The sequence below is a fragment of the Lysinibacillus sp. FSL K6-3209 genome, from assembly GCF_037976175.1.
Taxonomy (GTDB): Bacteria; Bacillota; Bacilli; order Bacillales_A; family Planococcaceae; genus Lysinibacillus; species Lysinibacillus sphaericus_D.
Window position 1 is genome coordinate 4,541,117 of sequence record NZ_CP150264.1, and the last position, 18,855, is coordinate 4,559,971.

16 protein-coding genes are annotated in these 18,855 nt (G+C 37.5%); 1 reads left to right on the forward strand and 15 read right to left on the reverse strand.

Features of this window, described 5'->3' with window-relative positions; all coding sequences use genetic code 11:
- Positions 1 to 8: 8 nt before the first annotated feature.
- The 10 genes from MHH88_RS22165 to MHH88_RS22210 all read right to left on the reverse strand — a co-directional run bounded on the left by MHH88_RS22165 (position 9) and on the right by MHH88_RS22210 (position 11,009).
- Positions 9 to 956, reverse strand: coding sequence for an ATP-binding protein (locus MHH88_RS22165; protein WP_107894917.1), 948 nt, complete (start codon positions 954 to 956; stop codon positions 9 to 11).
- Positions 957 to 1,351: 395 nt separating this feature from the next.
- Complete coding sequence (rlmH, locus tag MHH88_RS22170; protein WP_069514090.1) at positions 1,352 to 1,831, reverse strand: 23S rRNA (pseudouridine(1915)-N(3))-methyltransferase RlmH; 480 nt, start codon at positions 1,829 to 1,831, stop codon at positions 1,352 to 1,354.
- Between the two features lie 90 nt (positions 1,832 to 1,921).
- Positions 1,922 to 2,086 carry a CxxH/CxxC protein gene (locus tag MHH88_RS22175; RefSeq protein ID WP_036205521.1) on the reverse strand — a complete coding sequence of 55 codons (165 nt, stop codon included), beginning with the start codon at positions 2,084 to 2,086 and terminating at the stop codon, positions 1,922 to 1,924.
- A gap of 262 nt (positions 2,087 to 2,348) precedes the next feature.
- Positions 2,349 to 3,647 (reverse strand): trypsin-like peptidase domain-containing protein, encoded by a 1,299-nt coding sequence (locus MHH88_RS22180; protein ID WP_339260735.1) that lies wholly within the window; start codon positions 3,645 to 3,647, stop codon positions 2,349 to 2,351.
- A 184-nt stretch (positions 3,648 to 3,831) separates the two neighbouring features.
- Positions 3,832 to 4,620, reverse strand: coding sequence for an MBL fold metallo-hydrolase (locus MHH88_RS22185; protein WP_069514084.1), 789 nt, complete (start codon positions 4,618 to 4,620; stop codon positions 3,832 to 3,834).
- 2 nt (positions 4,621 to 4,622) lie between these two features.
- The gene (gene yycI / locus MHH88_RS22190) at positions 4,623 to 5,456 is read right to left on the reverse strand and encodes a two-component system regulatory protein YycI (RefSeq protein WP_103977886.1); all 834 of its coding nucleotides are present in this window, start codon (positions 5,454 to 5,456) and stop codon (positions 4,623 to 4,625) included.
- Positions 5,443 to 6,759 carry a two-component system activity regulator YycH gene (yycH, locus tag MHH88_RS22195; RefSeq protein WP_069514079.1) on the reverse strand — a complete coding sequence of 439 codons (1,317 nt, stop codon included), beginning with the start codon at positions 6,757 to 6,759 and terminating at the stop codon, positions 5,443 to 5,445. Before yycH ends, yycI begins: the two co-directional genes overlap by 14 nt.
- Positions 6,756 to 8,621 (reverse strand): cell wall metabolism sensor histidine kinase WalK, encoded by a 1,866-nt coding sequence (gene walK / locus MHH88_RS22200; RefSeq protein WP_069514076.1) that lies wholly within the window; start codon positions 8,619 to 8,621, stop codon positions 6,756 to 6,758. The genes yycH and walK overlap by 4 nt, the downstream gene beginning before the upstream one ends.
- 5 nt (positions 8,622 to 8,626) lie before the next feature.
- Positions 8,627 to 9,340 (reverse strand): response regulator YycF, encoded by a 714-nt coding sequence (gene yycF / locus MHH88_RS22205; protein ID WP_024364334.1) that lies wholly within the window; start codon positions 9,338 to 9,340, stop codon positions 8,627 to 8,629.
- A 202-nt stretch (positions 9,341 to 9,542) separates the two neighbouring features.
- A complete protein-coding gene (locus MHH88_RS22210) occupies positions 9,543 to 11,009 on the reverse strand; it encodes a M23 family metallopeptidase (RefSeq protein WP_339260750.1) in 1,467 nt (488 codons plus the stop codon).
- A 401-nt stretch (positions 11,010 to 11,410) separates the two neighbouring features.
- Between MHH88_RS22210 and MHH88_RS22215 the strand changes: the two genes are divergently transcribed.
- The gene (locus MHH88_RS22215) at positions 11,411 to 12,223 is read left to right on the forward strand and encodes a YitT family protein (protein ID WP_339263155.1); all 813 of its coding nucleotides are present in this window, start codon (positions 11,411 to 11,413) and stop codon (positions 12,221 to 12,223) included.
- Positions 12,224 to 12,492: 269 nt separating this feature from the next.
- On the opposite strand, the gene MHH88_RS22220 is transcribed toward MHH88_RS22215, so the two are convergent.
- The 5 genes from MHH88_RS22220 to MHH88_RS22240 all read right to left on the reverse strand — a co-directional run bounded on the left by MHH88_RS22220 (position 12,493) and on the right by MHH88_RS22240 (position 18,719).
- Positions 12,493 to 13,782, reverse strand: coding sequence for an adenylosuccinate synthase (locus MHH88_RS22220; RefSeq protein WP_069514068.1), 1,290 nt, complete (start codon positions 13,780 to 13,782; stop codon positions 12,493 to 12,495).
- 189 nt (positions 13,783 to 13,971) lie between these two features.
- On the reverse strand, positions 13,972 to 15,333 hold the full coding sequence (dnaB, locus tag MHH88_RS22225; protein WP_069514065.1) for a replicative DNA helicase: 1,362 nt from the start codon (positions 15,331 to 15,333) through the stop codon (positions 13,972 to 13,974).
- A 13-nt stretch (positions 15,334 to 15,346) separates the two neighbouring features.
- A complete protein-coding gene (gene rplI, locus MHH88_RS22230; protein ID WP_069514063.1) occupies positions 15,347 to 15,793 on the reverse strand; it encodes a 50S ribosomal protein L9 in 447 nt (148 codons plus the stop codon).
- Positions 15,790 to 17,763: a DHH family phosphoesterase gene (locus MHH88_RS22235; protein WP_069514061.1), complete on the reverse strand. Its 1,974-nt coding sequence runs from the start codon at positions 17,761 to 17,763 to the stop codon at positions 15,790 to 15,792. The genes rplI and MHH88_RS22235 overlap by 4 nt, the downstream gene beginning before the upstream one ends.
- 14 nt (positions 17,764 to 17,777) lie before the next feature.
- A complete protein-coding gene (locus MHH88_RS22240; protein WP_069514059.1) occupies positions 17,778 to 18,719 on the reverse strand; it encodes a YybS family protein in 942 nt (313 codons plus the stop codon).
- Between the last annotated feature and the right edge of the window lie 136 nt (positions 18,720 to 18,855).

The following is an 18,855-nucleotide window of genomic DNA, read 5'->3' on the forward strand; positions in this document are numbered from 1 at the left end:
TCCACACCCTATCTAATCTTATTCTCTTTTAAATATTCCAGGACTTGTTGATAGTCTTTATTCACATCACTAAAGGTGGCATAATTTTTAGCTGTTGAAAACCATTCCAAAGTTGTTGGCTTACGGCGGCTCAATGCTTCGCTTAAATCATTATTCGTTAACGGTTGCAATTCGCCCATTTCCAATGAACGTTGTAATGCGGACTCGATGGCATCCCCAACAAGTTGTTCAAGATCTGCCCCCGAGAAATGAGCTGTTTTACTAGCAATTTTTTTATGATTAAGTGCGTTCTGTGGCTTGTCTTTCAGCTTTAGTTTCAGAATGACCTCCCTTTCCTCTACAGCAGGCGGGGAAATAAAAAGTAATTGATTGAAACGACCTGGTCTCCTTAATGCGGAATCCAAATACCACGGTGTATTCGTTGCACCGATGACATAAATACCATGGTTATGAGCATCTAATCCATCTAACTCAAGAAGTAATTGATTGACAAGCATTCGCTCATGATGCTGTCTCATGTTTTGACGATTTCCACCAATTGCATCCAATTCATCAATAAATAAGACACATGGTTTGTTTTCCCGCGCAGCTTCAAATACATCGTGTAGATTATGTTCACTTTCTCCTATATACATCGATAAAATTGCCTGTAATTCCATATGTATAAAACTAGCGTTAATTTCACCAGCAATCGCTTTTGCTAAAAATGTTTTCCCACAACCTGGTGGTCCATAAAGCAGTAAACTTCCACCCGCTTCTTTCCCATATGCTTTAAAAAACTCCGGATTTTTAAGAGGGAGAATAAAATTCATCTGAATCTTTTTCTTAACTTCCTCCAAACCACCAACGTCAGCAAAAGTTTCACTCGGCTCAGTCTTTTCAATAAGCGTATTTCGATCTTTATCAAATTGGATTACTTTTAACTGTTTTCGTTTTCCTTCATGATCAATTGTCATAACAATCTCCTTCGCTTAAATTCACTTTATTCTATGGATATTGGAATAATTTTACGGGTTAATTTTAGAATATAATGTAAAAAACGTCTACAGGTCCAAAGACACGTTACAAAAGGTGCCAGTCGCTCCAACAAATATGCTTGAGTGACTGGCACCACGTTTATAGTATTATTGCCCTTGCACTGGAGTCCACAAAGAATTTTACATTGTATAAAAAAGAGAGCGATGTACCTGCTGAAAAAAAAAGATGCTCCAAAGTCTTAAAGCCGGATTCGCAAAAACAACAAAGGAATCAAATAATTGAAGTTTTAGAATGGAATAGAACGTAAAAATACATCAGTACATTTGAACGCTGAGAAATCAACAATTCTATGTGGTTCATTCAAAAACCGCACTTACTTATGATAAGGCTCTCCCTTAATAATGCGAAAGCTTCGGTAAATTTGCTCAATCAAGACTAGCTTCATTAGCTGATGTGGTAATGTCATCTTGCCAAATGATTGTTTTTCGTCGGCACGTTTGAGGACGTCGTCGTGTAGGCCGAGTGAACCGCCTATGACGAAGGCAATTTTACTTTTTCCATAAGTCATCAACGACTCGATATCGGCTGCCATTTCTTCAGATGTTTTCATTTTGCCGTTAATGGCAAGGGCGATCACGTATGTATCTGGGCTTAGTTTTGCAAGGATACGTTCGCCTTCTTTTTTCTTCACAATTTCCATTTCTGCCTCGCTTAATTGCTCCGGTGCTTTTTCATCAGGCACTTCCGTTAACTCTATTTTGGCATAGCTACCAAGGCGTTTTACGTATTCGTCGATCCCCATTTTTAAGTACTTTTCTTTTAGTTTTCCGACTGATACAATTGTTATATTCACACGTTATCCACCTTTACATTTCATTTACAAACAAATTATCCACAAAAGTTATCAACATATCCACAAGTAGTTTCTATATATTGTGTAAAGTTATTTACTTGATACAATATATTCTGCTGGCTGTTCGCAGTAACTACATTTTGTGGATAACTTTTTTTCCTTTTCTACTTTATCCATAATTGGGAATACTTTTTGCTCCGCAACAAACATGTCTAAAGCGTGATCTATATGCTTTTCGCAACTGAATTTTTCCATTTTTTCATGTCTCCTTATTTTCCGAAATTTCCACAAACTTATTCACAATTCGGTCTATGTTATCCACAATCTATTGTAACAAAGGAATAGCAAGTAGGAAAGAAAGGCTTTCTCTCGCTACTTGCTGTGTAAAGTAATTATTCACAAATTTCTAGTTATCCACATCTATATTTGTAAATTCTCTTAGTAAAATACATCTTGCGGATTAATTTTTTAAATTAAAAATCGGTAGTAGATTTTACATCTACCACCGATTAGCTTATTACAATGAATCGCTATTTGTTAATGTTAGTGTTAATTCCACTAACTTACCTTCGCGGTATACTTTCATTGTTAATGTATCACCAATTTTTTTGTCGTTGTACAAATGCTTACGTAAATCAATCGAAGTTTCGATTTTTTTACCGTCCATTTCAACAATTACATCATATTCTTTCACGCCTGCTTTTGAAGCTGGTGAGTTAGCGATAACATCTGTAATGACAACACCTGTTGTAATTTCTTTAGGTAATTTTAATGTTTGTTGTTGGTAGTACGCTGGTACGTCTGTTAAATCGAGTAATGAAATCCCCATCGTTGGACGTTTCATTTCTCCATTTTTCTCTAATTCCTGAATAATTGGAATTGCTGAGTTGATTGGAATTGAGAAGCCCAGACCTTCCACTGACGATTCGGAAATTTTCATGGAGTTGATGCCGATTAATTCACCAGCTAAGTTCACTAGTGCACCACCACTATTACCAGGGTTAATAGCAGCATCTGTTTGTAACACTTCTTGTTGCCAATCCGCAACCTTGTCGCCATTTAAATCGACTGGTACTGAACGGTCTTTACCTGAAACAACACCTGTTGTTACAGAGCCATAAAATTCTAAACCTAGTGGATTCCCGATTGCAATCACTGTTTCACCTTGTTTTAGTACATCTGAGTTACCAAATGTCGCCACTGTTTTAACATCTTTTGCACTGATTGAAATAACAGCTAAGTCTGTCCAAACATCGCTACCGACTAATTGTGCCTCTTCTTTTGAGCCGTCTTGCATTGTTACTTCTAACTGTTTTGCGCCTTCAATAACGTGATTATTTGTGACGATAAAGGCTGTATCACCTTCTACTTTATAAATAACACCTGAGCCGCTTCCTGTTTCTTTATCTTGGGTTGTTTGCTGATTCCAAAAACCGCCACTTGCCACTTCTTGAATATTGGTAATACCTACAACAGCACCTGATGCTTTTTCTACAGCACCTGTAACATCCGTTGTTACTTCGGTTGCAACCTGATTGATGGTTGTCTCATTTTTACCAGAACTGCTTGTTGTTGTCCCCGGCATCTGATTGACAAGCCCAGGAAGCATTAGCCACACGAGTAATGCACCGATAATAACCCCTATTAGACCACTAAAGAAATAGCCACCTTTTCCTCCGCCGCCGTCTTTCTTTTTAGAACGCTTCGCTTGCATTTCTTTTTCCTCACGTTCCAATCTCTCCTGTAGAGGGGATTTTTGGATTTCATCATTATTTAGAAAATCACTGTTTTTGTCATCATCATTTAAATAACTCATGTTCCTCATCCTTTCGTACAACTTCTATCTATTAATTCTTGCCTTTATCATACGATTCAAACATTAAATTTACATGAAAAATAAATAAAATGGGCATAAAAAATAGCTGTTCAATGCATTAACTATAAAATGCCATTGAACAGCTTTTCTTTTTTATATGAACGCTTGAAATCTTGATTTTTCTTTAAACCATTACTAGTTTTGTTGGCTCTTCAGCATCCGTATCTACTAAATGAACATACTCACCTGCGATAATCCCGCAAGATTGCAACGTTTGTGTCACACTCATGCGCGCAAGCTCTTTCATATTATTATCTTTACTTAAATGGGCTAAATAAATATTCGTTGGCTTTTCAAATACTACTTCGCTCATTGCAATAGCAGCATCTTCGTTCGATACGTGTCCTACATCACTCAAAATACGGCGTTTTATAGACCACGGATAGCGCCCCATTTGTAGCATATTAACATCATGATTACTTTCAAACACGAAGGAATCTGCGCCACGGATAATGCCCTTCATACGATCACTAACATAGCCTGTATCGGTAATGACCACGAGTTTACGACCATTTTCATGAAATGAATAAAACATCGGATCTGCTGCATCGTGTGAAACAGCAAAGGATTCTATAGCTAAAGAGCCAAAATGCTTCACCGTCTCCATTTCAAACTCAAAACGTTGCTCTAGCGGAATATCTCCTACGAGTCCATCCATCGCTTGCCACGTTTTAGCATTTGCATATACCGGTACATTGTATTTCCGAGCCAATACGCCAATTCCTTTAATATGATCACTGTGCTCATGTGTAACTAAAATGCCACTTAGCTGTTTCATATTGCGATCGATTTTTGTGAAGAGCTGCTCCATCTTTTTGCCACTTAAGCCAGCATCGACAATAAATGCATGATTATCGTTCTCTACATAAATCGAATTGCCTGTACTACCACTTGCTAAAACACTAAATCGCATCTTTAAACTCCCCAGTCTTCTTCTTCAACCTCTTGCTTGTCCTCTTGAATTTCAATAATCTTGCCTTCCACAGCATCAACAAAAAACTCTTCTATTTCACCGTCTTCTAATTTCACTCGTACTTCCCATGTTGGTAATAATACTTGTGTTTGCGTTAAATAGACAAGTGTGGAATAGCCTAGCTGCATCTTGTCAACATGTGAATCTGGCTTTAAAAGCCCTTTTGCGTATAATGCCTGCACCACTTGAATCGGTGGTAGCACACTTTGTTGTTGCTCCACTTCTTCAATACTATCAAGCATCGTTTGTTCATACATCGTTACTTCATTGTCCGCATTCCACTGTATTTTTAACAAACCACTCTTATTGTAATAGAGCATTCGATTATTTGTTTTTTGAAAGAAGATGGCTACACGCTCTTCACGATTAACTTTCCATAATCCATAGGAACTGCCTTCTTTAATATTCGCTTGTACAAATTCTGTGAAACTGGCATCATCATTAACATTTCGCAATTTCACTGGATTTACGAAAATGACATGCGCCTCTTTTCCTTCTAATTTTGCATCTAAACTCGTTACTTGATGATTAGGATTGGTAAAATCAGCAGCCGTAAAAGTGTGGACTTTACCAGTAATAAAGGTAGCTGATTCCACATTATTCGGCAAAACACCATACGTAATATTATCCTCTTTTAAACGGGCATCTATCGTTTTCTCACCTGTTACTTCAACGCTTTGCGCCTCATTGTAACGATTTACATATAATGAGTATAAGAAAATATTTAAAATTAAAAAGACGACTATAAAAATGGATTTTGTTCTATTCCAATCCATTTTTTACACCCCCAAGCATTTCAGGTGTCAGTAAAACCCATGAACCATTGCGAATTACAAACCAGCTTGGTTCTAATGTAAATAATCTTAGATTTTCATCTTGTGTTAAATAATACCCTACAGCAATTTCATCGATATCTGATAATACAATATTATTAAGCTTATGAATTTTTTCAACGATTTCTGTACCCGATGGCAGTTCTTTTATCTCTTTTTCCGATATGTCTAAAGAAAAGTAAGGGCGTTTATAGCGGAAAATGCGTGTATCTCCCCATACCGTTGTTATACGAGTTGTTGCTTGATCACTATAGACAGGGAAACCTTGTAAATAAAGCTGATAATCTAATTGATTTTTACTCGGGTTGCCCGATACATAGCGGTAATCCGCCGTGAAGCCACCATGTTCGTTGATAAATTCAAAACTATCTTTAAAGAGTTTCGATGGCTCTATGCTTTCGCTACTTTCGGCTGCTGGATAGACATAAGTCAATGATTTAAACCTTGTATCCACAGTCATAAGAGACAAACCATCTGTATATTTTTCAAATGTCGCACTTTCTACATTACGCTGTACAACGTTTGGCTCTGAAAATAAGACATTTTTAAATAATTCAGGTGAAAGTTCATTCATATAATACGTATATTTTACGGATTCAATTGTATCATTTGGCACGTAAAGCGACGTATAGCCATCTCGTTCCACTTCTTTATATGCACTATGCAGTTTGGATGGTTCAATAATATCTTTTGCAAATTGATTGGCATTTGTAATACTTACATGTGAGCGTAACAGTGATTTGTTAGAGCTACTAATGAAATACATTTGCACTTCTTTGTTAGCATAATTTGTCCAATCAATTATAATGCGATTAAACGTTGTCTCTGGTAACTCTTTTTCACCAAAGTTAAAAATTGTACCTAGCTCTGAAAAAGGAATTTCCCCAGCAAAAAATACAGTCATACGATTATTAGCACGTATCATCTCATTAACATTTGCTGGTGAAATATTATTGTTCACTCGAACTAGGTCTAGGATGTTCCAACCATGAAAAATATTCATAATATCTTTCATGGCACCGTTTGATACAGTACCTGTTAATTCTTCTTCACTACTATAAAGAGCTTTATACGGCTTAATAACATCTTCTATTTTCTTTTGTGTACCAATTAAAATTTCCTTACCTTCTGTTTGCTCAATTACTTTGTAATCAGGCGTATATGTCCAGATAATGAAAGTTAGCACAACACTTAGCATAACGAGTAGAAATAAAACAATGGATTTTACTGGTTCTATATATTTCATTCCCACTCACCTGCCTCGTCAAAATCGTCTAATTCAAATGGTAATGTGAAGAAAACGGTTGTCCCATATCCCTCTTCACTTTCAGCCCATATCTTCCCACCATGTGCCTCAATCATTTCTCGCGCAATCGCTAGCCCAAGACCTGTACCACCCATAGAGCGTGCCCGCGCGCGATCCACGCGGTAAAAACGATCAAAAATACGTCCTACATTTTCTTTTGGAATACCCATGCCATCATCCGAAATCATGACCTTCAACGTATCTCCTTGGACGGTAAAACCAAAACGGACACTACCTCCATCTGGAGAATATTTTATTGCATTTGAGATCACATTATCAATTACTTGCGTCACCTTATCTGTATCAATTTCAACGTAATAGGATGTCTCTGGAAGTAATCGTTCAAATGTTACATTTTCTGATTTAGACATTTCAAAGCGATCGATAATCCGATTAAAGAATGAATTAAATAACACAATATCTGTATTCAATTTGTAATTACTACTATCCATTCGTGATAATTGTAGTAAATCATTTACTAAACGAATCATTCGCTCTGTCTCTGTTTGCGTAACATTTAAAAATGTAGGCGCTATATTTTCATCTTTCCAAGCCCCATCAATTAATGCCTCAAGGTAACTACGCATCGTTGTTAACGGTGTACGAAGCTCGTGTGAGACATTCGATACAAACTCTCTGCGCTCCATTTCAATCTTTTCCTGCTCCGTAATATCATGAAGTACAGTAATTAACCCATTAATAAACCCTGTTTCTTTTTGAATTACCGAGAAATTGGCACGTAAAATATACGGTGCCTCTGCCGTACTAAAATCCAAGTTGACGGCATCATTCATATGGATTAAATCCTCAAAGCTATATTCTTGGTCGATGCCTAACACCGAAGCGATTGGCCGTCCTAATGTGATATCCCTCGAAATATGCAATAACTCTAAGGCTGGATCATTAATAAGAATAATACGTCCTTTACGGTCTGTTGCAATTACACCATCGGTCATATTACTAAGGACCGAATGAAGTTTCCGTCGTTCAGCCTCTGTCGTCGATTGAGACTCTTGCAATCGATTGGTTAAATGGTTAAACGTAGTAGCCAATTGTCCGATCTCATCGGTTCCATAAACTCGTACTTTACGAGAAAAGTTCCCTTTCGCCATGGCTTGTGCTTGTTTACGCATATCCGCAATCGGCTGCGTAATAGTGCGTGCTACTAAAATGCCTAAGAAAATAGTAACCACTAATGATACAGCAGTACCACCTAGGAAAATACGGTTAATATCACTCATCTGCTCAAAAACGGATTCAATATTTGCTTCAATGTAAAGCACCCCGATAATTTCATCATCAGGGCCTGCACCATCACGAATTGGCGTTGCTAACACCCATACTCGATTTCTCGTTTTATTGTCCAGTTTTATAAGATCAAATAGTGTTTCGGCTGATATTGCTCGACGGACAAGGTCTGTATTCGAACGTTGGCCTATTAAATTTTGATTATCTACTTCTGAAGTTGCAAGTATACGCTGTCTACTATCAATTACGCGAATTTCTAAAATATCGCCTGTCGAAACATCCTTCAACCCTGTGGAAAATTCTTTTACAATGGATTTCAAACTTTCCTCAAGCGAAGGCATACTTTCATCGCGTTCTTTTAAAATTTCTTCACGAATGCTATATTGCATCAAATCTACACGCTGAAAAATAGACTCTTGAAAATTACTTTTCAAATTTTCCTCTAGTTGCTTTGCAAAATAGATGCCTATAATTTGTAACGCCAACATAATCAACAAAATATAAATTAGTACAAGCTTGACATGAATTGATTTAAAGAAGCTTACTTTCTGCATTTCCTTTACTCCTGTTCAGGATTTCGTAAATAATACCCTACGCCACGTCTAGTGACAATCCATGCCGGATGACTTGGATTATCCTCTATCTTTTCACGAAGGCGACGAATCGTTACATCGACTGTACGTACGTCACCGAAATAATCGTAACCCCATACAGTTTGTAAAAGATGCTCACGCGTCATCACTTGTCCAATATGTTTTCCTAAATAATGTAGCAATTCAAACTCACGATGTGTTAATTCAATTGCTTCATCGCGCTTCATCACCTGATAAGCGTCAGGTTGGATAACAAGAGAGCCTACTACAATCTCATTGGATGTTTCCTCTTCTTCCTCTGCCGCAGGAGCTACTACTTGAAGGCGACGCATATTGGCTTTCACGCGTGCGATTAGCTCCCTTGTACTAAATGGCTTCGTTACGTAATCATCCGCGCCCATTTCTAAGCCTAATACTTTATCAATCTCTGAGCCTTTAGCGGTTAACATAATAATAGGGAAATCATATTTTTTTCGAATTTCTCTACAAACTTCCATACCATCTCTTTTTGGTAACATTATATCTAACAGCATTAAATCTGGTTGCTCTTCCTCAACCTTTTCTAATGCTTCATCTCCATCATACGCACAAATTACTTTGTAGCCTTCTTTAATTAAATTAAACTGTAAAATATCTGCGATTGGTTTCTCATCGTCAACAACTAAAATTGTTTTACTCATACATTCTCTCCCTTTCGCTATTCATCTATTCTAAACAATGTGTATTTGTAAAGTTACTACTCTTAACTCTAACATGCTTTTTGCTTCCATGCATTATTCACGAACAGTTTCCGTATTTCGACAATTATTTCTCGGGAAATAATGTAGATTTTTATGCTTACTATACAAAAAAGCAGCCCACTATTTGGACTGCCTTTTACAATTACTGACCTACATATGATAAAGGATTGACCAGCTCACCATTTTTCTCAACTTCAAAGTGTAAATGTGTACCTGTTGAATTTCCTGTAGAGCCCATAATTCCAATAACAGAACCTTTTTCAACAACCTGCCCAACACTAACCTTAATAGAAGATAAGTGTCCATAAAGCGTTGTATAGCCGTTTTTATGATTAATAACAATGCGATTACCATAGGTACCAGAAACGCCAGCAGCTACTACTACGCCATTATCTGAAGCTAGTATATTGTAGTTACTAGGACGAGCAATGTCGATTCCGCGATGGATATCACCCCAACGTTGTCCCATAGCACTAGATACATAGCCTCCGACTGTTGGCCAAACAAACTCACCCGTTCCACGAGACGAGATTACTTTTGTCCCTACTACTTCAATATGATCCACTGGTTGTTGTAACACTTTTTCTTTTAAAGCTACTTTAGAAGTACGTGAGCCATTTTCAGTCGTGATTAAGTAAGAGGTTTCCTTTTTCCCGTTAACGCCTTGTTGTTTTATAACGGACTCCCCTTTGTACATTGTAGGGTCTTCTTTCATTACTTTTTTAAATGGAATTGTATCTGTAACGGTCTTTTCTTGTTTTACTTCAATGGTTACAAATGGTTTTGCAACCGTAACATTTAGTGCTTGTCCTATTTGTAACACTGTATCTACTGTCAGACCAGGATTTAATGCAATTAACTCAGCAGTTGTTAAATTATGCTTTTTAGCGACTGCTCCTAATACATCCCCTGATTGAATTTTATATTCCTTTTGCTCAAGGGATCCTGTCATTAAGTGTTTCACTGCCTCTTCAGGCGATACAATGGCATTAGGATTTACTTTTTGTGTTACACCTGAAACACCTTGTTTAAACACAATATTTAACAGGCGTGATTCACCAGACTGTAAAGCTGGTAATTCATTTATAGATTGTTGGTTTGCAAGTAAATCATCTAACGCTGGTTGAGAAACATATTGTAACTTTAATAAGCGAATTGTTTCTTCATAGGCTTTCGCATCTTTTAAAAAGGTGATTGGCTTATTATCTACTAGTAATGCAAAGGCAGGTGATTGTGCAACTAATGTTTGCTCTAATTTCGCCAAAGTTTCTGCATCCTTTGTTTCATTACTAAACACTTGCTCTGGTATTATTTTCACAACCGAGTTAGCATCGATTAATAAGTCTTTATACTGATTACTTGCTTGCTGTTCTTTCGATGCAATTATTTCTTGAACAGCTTTGTCATCAGATACAGCACCCATATATTCATTTTCTACATATACATGATATATTTTATTTAGTGTTTCTTTATGATTATTTTCTTTTGTAAAGCCTGCGCTTATTGTGAAACTAGCCATTAGTACCGCAATAATTGACACTTTTTTAAAAGAAGAAAAATTGTAGGTGAATCGATTGCTTTCTTCTTTTTTATTACAAGACGAACTCATCAATAAAGCCCCTTCCAACTTTAGCCTAACATAGGTTTAATTACCCACAAAGATTTTGCACCACTATAATGTACCATAAAGAAAATGGCGTTTGAATATTTTATCCCTTTTGTAATGAAAATGTATTATTTCTCTACTAATTGTTACATAAATCTTATATTTGATAATCTTATTCTCACTCCTTTTATTTTTAAATTAGGAAGTATTATCCTTATTATTTTGTTTTAAATGAGTATTTAAACATATTTCTTTTTACTTTTTCAATATTTCGATAAAATAGAGTAAGAGACGTATACTAGTTGATTGGAGCGATTGATTTGAGTGATTCACAGACCACTAAGGTAGCTAAGGCAAGGCAGCAAAAAAAGAATACAGTTCGGAAAATAACCGTCCGAATTGTTATGGTTGCCATAGGTGCCATCATTATGGCATTAGGACTAGAGCTATTTTTAGTACCAAACCACATTATGGACGGAGGAATCGTTGGTGTTTCCATTATTACCTCGCATTTATTAAGCATACCCCTAGGTATTTTCATCTTCGTTTTAAACTTACCTTTTATCTTTTTAGGCTATAAACAGATTGGTAAAACATTTGCACTTTCTACAGGGCTTGGCATCACTGTGCTCTCCGTAACAACAATCTTCTTACATAATCTTGAACCATTTACAACAGACACATTACTTGCGACAGTTTTTGGTGGGATGATTTTAGGTATTGGTGTCGGTATCGTTATACGTTACGGCGGTTCTTTAGATGGAACTGAAATTTTAGCCATTTTATTTAATAGAAAATCTCCATTCTCAGTCGGAGAAATTATTATGTTCTTCAATGTACTGATCTTTACTATTGCGGGTTTTGTTTTCACATGGGAGCAAGCTATGTACTCTATCATTGCCTATTATATAGCCTATAAAATGATTGATATTGTTATACAAGGGATGGAAGAGTCAAAATCTGTTTATATTATCAGTGATGAAATTGAAGAAATTGGTCAAACTATTATGGACCGACTTGGTCGTGGGGTTACTTTTCTTCACGGGGAGGGGGCCTACACAGGCAACGACAAAAAAGTTATTTTCACCGTTATTACACGCTTGGAAGAATCAAAATTGAAAACAATTGTTGCGGAAATAGACGACCATGCATTCCTTGCAATAGGGAATATTGCAGAAGTTAAAGGTGGCCGCTTCAAGAAGAAGGATATTCACTAAAAAGCACAGCTTGGACAAAAGAGAAAAAGTGTTAGATTGACTCAAATCAATCTAACACTTTTTACTATGTCCGTTGTTGTCCGCTACCACGGGCACACCGTAAGCCGCAACCCTCGCTGTCGCGCGGCTTGTTGCGTCTTACGTGCTGTGCGTTCCCGCAGGAGTCGCCCGCCTTCGCTACCAACAACTATAAGGTTCCATTCATTTTAAACAGTGGAGATTTACGAATACCGTTTTCCCTCTTTTTAAAATTGATCCTCGCCTCTTGATTATGCTTCCCAAATATCTACTAATACATTTGTTTGTTCACGACCAGGGCCGACAGAGAAGGTAGCAATTTGAATGCCCGTTAATTCACTTACACGTTCTACATAGCGTCGTGCATTCTCTGGTAACTCTTCTAATGTACGGCAGCCTGTAACATCTTCTGACCAGCCTGGAAGCTCCTCATAAATAGGTTCGCATTGTTCAATAATATGAAGGTTTGCTGGGTACTCTGTAATTGTTTCATCTTTATATTTATAAGCTGTACAAATTTTTACAGTGTCTAAACCTGATAAAACATCGATTGAATTTAATGCTAAATGCGTAATACCACTTACACGACGTGAATGGCGAACGACAACTGTATCAAACCAGCCTACACGACGAGGGCGTCCAGTCGTTGTACCGTATTCGCGACCTACTTCACGGATTTGCTGGCCAACTTCGTCAAATAATTCAGTTGGGAATGGACCATCTCCTACACGTGATGTATAGGCTTTACATACACCAATAACACTTGAAACTTTTGATGGGCCAATACCTGCACCAATTGCGACACCACCAGCAACAGGGTTTGAAGAAGTAACAAATGGATAAGTCCCTTGATCGACATCAAGTAAAATACCTTGTGCCCCTTCAAATAATACTTTGCCACCTTCATCTAATACATCATTTAAAATTTTTGAAGTATCTGTAACATATTTAGCGATTTCTTGTCCATAACCGTAATATTCTTCGAAGATTTCTTCGAATGTTACACCTTCCACTTCATAAAATTTCTCGAACAACTTATTTTTAATTACTAAATTATGACGTAGTTTTTCTTCAAATACTTCTTTATCTAATAAATCAGCCATACGGATACCGATACGTGCTACTTTATCTTGATAGCAAGGTCCGATACCTTTACAAGTTGTACCGATTTTGTTATCGCCACGGCTTTCTTCATCTGCGATATCTTGTTTAATATGATATGGTAAAATGACATGGGCACGATTGGAAATACGAAGATTATCTGTATTGATGCCTCGTTCCTGCAGTCCTTTTAACTCTGTTACAAGCGATTTTGGGTTAACAACCATCCCATTCCCCATCACAGACGTTTTCTCTTTGTAGAAAATACCTGATGGGATTAAATGTAACTTATATGTTTCACCATTAATTTTAATGGTATGTCCAGCGTTATCGCCACCTGCAAAGCGGGCAATCGCATCTGCCTTTTGTGAAAGGAAATCTGTAATTTTACCTTTACCTTCGTCTCCCCACTGTGTTCCTACAACTACAACTGATGTCATAATCAGCACCTCCGTTAGATACGTATTGTATCTCATTAATCAAGCCGTAAATTATTGTAACAATGTTAGAAACAACTCGTCAATAAAAAAATAGTTAAAAACACGAACATAAAATCAATTACTATGATTTAACGTTCGTGTTTAATGACGGAATGGTATGAATATTATCTCTTTTCTAGATAAATATTACTAATCACGTGGTGGCGGTGGTGGCATTTGTGACCAATCCACGTTTATAAATTTATTGAATTCCTTTTTAAAAGCAAGTGTCACTGTTCCTGTAGGACCGTTACGCTGTTTAGCAATAATAATTTCAATCATATTTTTACTCTCGGACTCTTTATCGTAATAGTCATCACGATATAAGAAGGCAACAATATCGGCATCTTGCTCAATACTTCCTGATTCACGTAAGTCACTCATCATTGGTCGCTTATCCTGACGTTGCTCCACGCCACGTGAAAGCTGCGATAGTGCAATTACTGGTACCTTTAACTCACGCGCTAATCCTTTTAACGAACGTGAGATTTCTGATACTTCTTGTTGACGGTTTTCCCCAGGCTTCCCACTACCCTGAATAAGCTGTAAGTAATCGATTAGAATCATTCCAAGTCCATGCTCTTGTGCTAAACGTCTACACTTTGCTCGAATTTCATTGATACGGACACCTGGCGTGTCGTCAATAAAAATACCTGAATTCGATAAACTTCCCATTGCCATCGTTAGTTTACCCCAATCTTCGGTAGTTAAAGCACCTGTACGTAAAACTTGTGCATCAATATTTCCTTCGGCACATAGCATACGCATAACGAGCTGCTCAGCCCCCATCTCTAATGAGAAGATGGCAACATTTTCACGTGCTTGCACAGCTACACTTTGTGCAACGTTTAACGCAAAAGCCGTTTTCCCTACAGAAGGTCGCGCCGCAACAATAATCAAGTCATTGCGTTGGAAGCCTGCTGTAATATGGTCTAAATCACGGAAGCCTGTTGGAATCCCTGTTACATCACCTTTACGGGATTGAAGCTGTTCGATATTATCGAATGTCTCAACTAAAACATCTTTTACATGTTTAAAGTCGCCAGCATTTTTTCGGTTGGCGACCTCCATCATTTTCTTCTCTGCTTCGCCGAGTAATGCCTCTACCTCGTCCTCACGTGTGTAGCCGTCCTCAACTATTTTTGTAGCTACACGGATTAAACGACGTAATAACGCTTTTTCCTCAACGATTTTGGCATAGTGAGCAACGTTTGCTGCCGTAGGGACAGCATTGGCGAGCTCTAGTAAATACGATAGCCCGCCAACATCCTCAATCTCTTTTTTTGCTGATAATTCCTCAGTAACTGTTACAACATCTATCGCTTTTCCTTGATCACTTAAACGCAGCATTGTCTCAAAAATCTTCTTATGGGCGTTTTGGTAAAAATCATCAGCTAGCAGAATTTCTGATGCTGTGATTAGTGCCTGTGGTTCTAGAAAAATTGCACCGATAACCGATTGCTCCGCTTCCCGGTTATGCGGTGGAACGCGGTCCATCATCGGTTCGTTCATGGATAGTCGCCCCTTATTCTTCCGTTACTTGTACTTTTAATGTCGCTGATACTTCGTGATGTAGTTTTACAGGTACATTTGTAAAGCCTAGTGCACGGATGCCATCAGGTAAAGTCATTTTACGTTTATCAATTTTAATGCCATGTACTTTTTGCAGTGCTTCTGCAATTTGTTTTGTTGAAACTGAACCAAATAAGCGTCCACCATCTCCTGATTTTGCTTTTAGCTCCACTGTTAATGCTTCTAGCTTTTCTTTTAAAGCTTGTGCTTCAGCTAATTCTGCTGCTGCGTTTTTTTCTTCTAGTTTCTTTTGGCCATGTAATTGGCTCATTGCTTGTGCATTTGCTTCTGCAGCATAACCGTTTTTAATTAGGAAGTTTTGTGCATAGCCGTCTGCTACATTTTTTACTTCCCCTTTTTTTCCTTTACCTTTAACATCTTTTAAAAATACTACTTTCATAATTCAGAACTCCCTTCGAGTACCTCATATATGGCCTCTTCTAAATATTTTTTTACTTCACCAATGGAAAGTGCTTCTATTTGGCAAGCCGCATTTGTTAAATGCCCGCCACCGCCGAGCCTTTCCATGATAAGCTGTACATTTATTTCTCCTAATGACCTTGCACTAATGCCAATTTTACCATCTGCACGATGCGCAATGACAAAAGATGCGTTTACATCTTTCATCGTTAGTAAAATATCGGCCGTTTGCGCGATTAACACGGAATCATAAATTTTTGAATCTTCACCTACGGCTAGTGCAATGCCAGGCTTCACGAATTTCACAGTTTGCACAATTTTCGAACGTTCAATATACGTATGGATATCTTCTTTCAAAAGTCTTTGTACTAAAACTGTATCTGCTCCGTTTGTTCGTAAATAAGAAGCTGCCTCAAAAGTACGGGCTCCTGTACGAAGTGTAAAACTCTTGGTATCAACAATAATCCCCGCTAATAGCGCTGTCGCTTCGAGCATATTAATTTTTGCCCGCTTTGGCTGATACTCTAATAACTCAGTAACAAGCTCTGCTGTAGACGAAGCATAAGGCTCCATATACACAAGCGTTGGATTTTCAATAAAGTCTTCACTACGACGATGATGGTCGATTACGACTACCTTTTCCGCAAGCTTTAATAAGTATGGATCAATGACTAAATTCGGCTTATGTGTATCTACAATAATAAGTAAGGATTTTTCAGTCATTTTTGTAGCCACTTCCTCTGGCGTTAAGAAGTGCTCGTAGAAATCGGATTTACTTTCAATTTCATTCATTAAACGTGTGACACTACCGTTCAGTTCATCAAAATTAATGACGACATAGCCTTTTACATCATTCATTTGAGCCATTTTGCGAACCCCAACAGATGCACCAATAGAGTCCATATCAGGATTTTTATGTCCCATAACAAACACTTGGTCACTATCTTGTATTAAATCACGTAGTGCATGTGAGATAACCCGCGCCCTAACACGTGTACGTTTTTCAACAGGGTTGGTTTTCCCTCCATAGAACTTGAGCTTTCCTGTAGGTTGTTTGATGGCTACCTGATCCCCACCACGACCTAAAACAAGATCCAGACTCGATTGGGCTAATTCACCAAGTTCCACTAGTGAAGAAGAGCCAGCACCAACACCAATACTTAGTGTTAGTGAAAGATTTTTTTGTGCTGTCTTTTCACGAATTGTATCTAAAATAGCAAATTTTTTCTTTTCTAGTTCTGTTAAAATCGATTCATTTAAAACTGCTAAAAAACGATCCGATGAAATTCGTTTGACAAATATTCCGTGCTCCGCTGCCCAGTCATTGACAATAGACGTTACCATCGTATTAGTTAAGCTACGCGGCTGGTCATCCATTGCTTGTGTAATTTCATCATAGTTATCGACAAATAAAATAGCAATAACTGTACGATCTGCAAAGTATTGTTTTTCAATTGCAATTTGCTCTGTAATATCGAAGAAATATAGTAGACGCTCCTCTTCCTTGTAAAAGACACGATATTTACGATCACGAAGCGTAATCGTTGCTTCTTTTGTTTCCTCGGTCTTCATCAGTACGTAGATGTCGTCGGATATATTGACAATGCCTTCACCCACTAATGCCTCATTGTTTAATACATTTTGCATATATGGGTTTGACCACTCAATTTCGTATTCCTCATTGACGAGCAATATCCCAATCGGCATTTCAAGTAATGCCTCTTCCCCAACCTTTTTCATACGGAAGGAAATGGATTCTATATGCTTTTCGGTCTCTTCAAAAGTAGCTTTTTCAATTTTCCATGTGTAGGCCATTAACAATGCAAAGCCTACTCCATAGCCAATACCAATCGCGATATTCCAAATACAAAGAAGCGCGAACGTCACAATGCCAAAAATGGAAAGAACAAAAAGCGGATAGCGGATTGGTCGTTTTCTAAAAGTCCCCATTACTCATCAGCCCCTTATTCCTTAGTCTTCCCTTTCACAAGTGAACGCACGTCGAAACCTAAATCTACAATACCGAGTAAGATAATGAATGATGAAAGTGGAATAGCTAAAATGGTAGCTATCCATTTGACAACACTCGGCATTCCTTTCGTCGCAATGAAATAATGAATAAATGATATTCCTTGAAGTATTAGTAAAAGCCACAAAATATAAGACACATTTAATACAATAATATCTAGCATAGAGCCCGCTTCTGGACGTATAAATAGATTAATACATAAAATAATCATGTAGTACCATAAAATAGAGCGTGGAAGTCGCATATTTTCATATGCTGGGAATTTTGGTACTGCTAAACCTAATCGTTTTAAAATAGGTAAATTCAATGTAATAACAATAAATGCTATGGAAAATGCAAAGATTGTTACTGTCGAAGGTATTGTTAGCTCAATTGTGTTAAGCATAGCCTCCATTTGTTCAGGTTGAATAGCGATTTGACCTGTCATACTTTTAGCAAGCTCGTTGGATTGCTCATAACTATCTCGGGCAATTTTCAAGCTCATTTCAATCACGTTAATTCCCGCTAATTGCACATAGGCTAAATAGACAAGTGCTGACGATAAAAGTACCGCGATACCAGATGACATGAATAAATAAAGTTTGCTCTTCTTTAATTGAATTGCATTACCTATGATTACCCCAAGTAACGCCATAATAAAGGCGAATGGCAGCATAAACAGTCCACTCGTTAGCACAGTTAGTATACAACCTACAACTGCAACGAGTATTGATGAGGAACGCTTGTAATTTGCGCTATACCAAGCGATTGGTAATGGAGTAAATAGTAAGGCTACTAAAGAAATAATTGGTACATATGCTGAAGCAATCATTAAGATTGTAAACATTGCAACCATCATCGAGCCTTGTACAAGCGCCTTTGTTTGATTATTCGGCATTGAAAACCTTCCTTTTTATCAGTCAAACTTACTAAACTTTATTGTACCATTTTTTCACCTTATTGAACAAAAAACGCTAAGAACGTCTAAAGGCTTTTTGATGAAATAATGACAAAAGTGAAGTTTCCTTATCAAA